The sequence below is a fragment of the Moorena sp. SIO2C4 genome, from assembly GCF_010672485.1.
GTDB classification, from domain to species: Bacteria; Cyanobacteriota; Cyanobacteriia; order Cyanobacteriales; family Coleofasciculaceae; genus Moorena; species Moorena producens.
The window spans coordinates 1-3,102 of the sequence record NZ_JAAHGN010000919.1 but is presented as its reverse complement, the minus strand read 5'-3'; the positions used below and the strand labels follow the sequence as shown (position 1 = coordinate 3,102).

Here is a 3,102-nt window from a genome sequence, read left to right as displayed (position 1 = left end):
TATCATACTCAGAATCAGCATCAATCGGAGTTGCTAAACCTTTTGGGATAAACCCGGAAGTTAGCCACGTCTCCAAAGCTGTGAATTCCTCACTTAGCTGTCCAACCTGAGATACAACTTCCTGTAAACAGCGGAGTTCGGAGCAATCTTCACTGGTCAAATAATTCCCAGCTAATCCCCCTGCGGTGTATTCACCAATCAAGGCTTGAAACTCACTACGTAGGGATTCCCCAAGAGCGACCAGAGCCTGATTGATATTAGGAGAGCTTTCCCCAGGAATCGCCATCACTAACTTCCTCATCTAACATTTGTAAGTAGATCGAGACTTGCCCCATGGTCATTGCTTGCACTTGTTGGGGAGTCCAGCCAAATGCACGGGCTAAACGGTAGCTGGCTTTTACCAATGGGGAAGCACTCAAGCCATTTAGGTTTTTTTTTCGGTCAGCCCACTGATTTGTCTAATTTCAGCGATCAAAAAGTTAACCAACCCCAGATGCATCGTTTTGACTTGTTCTAAGGAAAGGGCTGGCTTTACCAGTGATTCCTTGATCATCAACAAGGGAATTAAGCTTGGATCATTTTTCCCTGCTTTCATAATTAGCCCAAAGGTACCAATAGTCAAAGGACGTAGCTGCACAACCACATCAGGATCTGACTGCTGATTGCTTTGAGTAGGTTGCAAGATAGTTGGAGGCACCACAACATTAAAGATAACGGTAGAACCAGCTAGGAGTTCTTCTGGTGTTGGTTCCATTTGAGCATTGATTAGTTAGTTATTTGTCATTGGTTAACCCTTTTCTTCTGCACTAATGCGTAAAGCTTTAAAGCTAACTCCTTCCATCACAAAATCATCTTCAGGTAATTGAAAACTCCAGCTTTCAAACTTAACACCGAACACAGTAAGGGTACTACTTTGGTCAGGAAAGGCTGGATTTTTCAGGGCAATAACGATATTAAAGGAAGGTTGAGGAATGGCGGCAATTGGCGGAGGACTTGTTGCTCCATCACCCAGCAGCAGCCGAATTAAAGCCCCATTAACATGAGCTCGTTGCACGAAGCCAGAAACATTGATATTTCCTGGACGCAACTCCGTTGGGAAACGCTTACCAATTTCGTGGTAAGGTCGTAACTCATTTTCCACCTTGACCGTTACGTTCTGTAAGCGGCCAACTATACTCGAAAATTCATACTCACCAATTAAACTATCCGCAAGTTTACCTTCTACTGACTCACTGTCATCGACAGCTAGAACCAACGAGGCATCAGAACCGCGAAAGACATTAACATTGGGCATACTAGTCCTCCTAACTATTTCCGAAATTTAAGGATTTTCATCCTTGGTTGTGAGGGCAGCTGATGGTGCGTGACCCCTTTGGGGAATTAAAAATTAAAAATTAAAAATTAAAAATTAAAAATTAAAAATTAAAAATTAAAAATTAAAAATTTAACAAATTTTGCAATTTTTTAATTCCGGGTACAAGCCCCCACTGATTGTCATTTTGAATTAATAATTTTGAATTTTGAATTGGAGCGATCGCGTAGCGTGACCTGCATGTCAAGCGACTTGACTGTCTTTTTTTATTCGAGATACATCGTCACCTGGATAAAGTCGATGCTAAAGGTTGGCATCAGAGTCATGGTAACCATCACCTTCCCTTCTTTTTCTTGAGCGCGGGTTGCTGATACATCAAGTTGATAACTTACCAAGGCTTCATTATCTACCATGCGCGTCAAGAAAGCATTCAAGGTAGCTTTCATCGCTCCCCGCACTCGTTCATTATTCAACTTACCTATATAGGGATTGCAACTGCTACGAACCCCGTAGATTGCATAGTCTACAATCCGTCTGGTAGTGATTTGCTTCCAGGCTCCATCATCGGTGGTTATTCCTTTAACGATGCGAAATCCAGCCCGTTTTTCTACTGTTAAAACACGTTTTGTGACCAGTTTTTCCAGTTGTGTACTGTTAAATTCCGTAGTTAGACCTTCAATTGTTAGAGTTTTGTTAGTGGGACTGGTTTGTACAGGCAACGAAGACAGCATCCCAGCCACAGCAGCAGCTAGGTAACTACCGGGTAGCTTGTTTTGTTTTCCTTGAGATGAAACCAAAATTCCCGGTGCTGTAAAAATGATGCGGTCATTATTGATGGTGTGCTTAGTAATATCGTCTAAGCTATCTTTACCATTGCTAAAGCCACTACCAATGATGCCAATGCGCTCTCGCTTGATTCCTGCTGTTGTCTTCAGGTGTCCTTCTAGAACGGTTGACATCCCTGTTGTGGTAACATCTTGCCCAGCCAGTAGCACAATGTTAACGATTTCATTCTCTAGGAGAGCTAAACTTCTAGCGTAATCATCACTCGTAGCATCAGCACCATTTTTGCCTCCAGTGAAGTTGGCATAATCAGTTACGGATTTTGGTGTTCCCTCGGTTGTAGTCCCGTCAACCTCCACCAAAGCTGATTTTTGATTAACCTCAGTTTTGAGTTCAGCAATATTTGTTACTGAGTATGTTTCCTCAATTGTGTCCTGGGAGAGTTTGACTGTTATTTCTGTGCTAACAACTGTAATTTTAATCTTGATCTCATTTCCCAGAGTACCAGGAGTTTTAGCTTTCAGGGTCAGCAATGTATTCGAATTATCTTTCAATTCATATGTTGCATAAGATAATGTTGAATTCTTAGCTGTCCGCACCGCATAAACATTCTGCCCTCCATTTTGATAAATCAGCTCTAGAGCACGAATTAATGTAAGTTCATTTTTAGTCCCGTCTTGCCACTCGTCACTTTCACCAAAAATTTCCTTAGCTTCAGACAAGCTACCGAGCAATTGCACCTCATCTACAAGTCCTTTTTCCGCTGTGCCGACAATTCCAATGTTGCCTGTAACTACGCCGCCAGGACTAATCAAGCCCTCATCACGCACCTCAATATAAGTGCCTGGTAAAACCATCGTCTGAGTCATGAAAACCTCCACCGGAATTCAACGATCATACTAATTATCCTGCGCACTGTGAAGTACCCCAACCTGCTTCGCTGAGGGTTGGGGCTTCCAATTCTCAGGTCAATTCAGGGACGGTCTTATTCGTCTTTTGGGCTTCCA

5 protein-coding genes are annotated in these 3,102 nt (G+C 42.6%); all 5 read right to left on the bottom strand.

Annotation, left to right across the window (positions count from 1 at the left end; translation table 11 throughout):
- A partial coding sequence (locus F6K20_RS31390; protein WP_287297338.1) for a hypothetical protein occupies positions 1 to 286 on the bottom strand: 286 nt, incomplete at its 3' end.
- Complete coding sequence (locus F6K20_RS31385) at positions 258 to 419, bottom strand: hypothetical protein (RefSeq protein ID WP_154659786.1); 162 nt, start codon at positions 417 to 419, stop codon at positions 258 to 260. The genes F6K20_RS31390 and F6K20_RS31385, both read right to left, overlap by 29 nt.
- Before the next feature lie 5 nt (positions 420 to 424).
- Positions 425 to 754, bottom strand: a complete 330-nt coding sequence (locus F6K20_RS31380) for a hypothetical protein (RefSeq protein WP_287297336.1) — start codon at positions 752 to 754, stop codon at positions 425 to 427.
- A gap of 33 nt (positions 755 to 787) precedes the next feature.
- Complete coding sequence (locus F6K20_RS31375) at positions 788 to 1,294, bottom strand: hypothetical protein (protein WP_008184357.1); 507 nt, start codon at positions 1,292 to 1,294, stop codon at positions 788 to 790.
- Positions 1,295 to 1,578: 284 nt separating this feature from the next.
- Positions 1,579 to 2,964 carry a phage tail sheath C-terminal domain-containing protein gene (locus tag F6K20_RS31370; protein ID WP_287297334.1) on the bottom strand — a complete coding sequence of 462 codons (1,386 nt, stop codon included), beginning with the start codon at positions 2,962 to 2,964 and terminating at the stop codon, positions 1,579 to 1,581.
- Between the last annotated feature and the right edge of the window lie 138 nt (positions 2,965 to 3,102).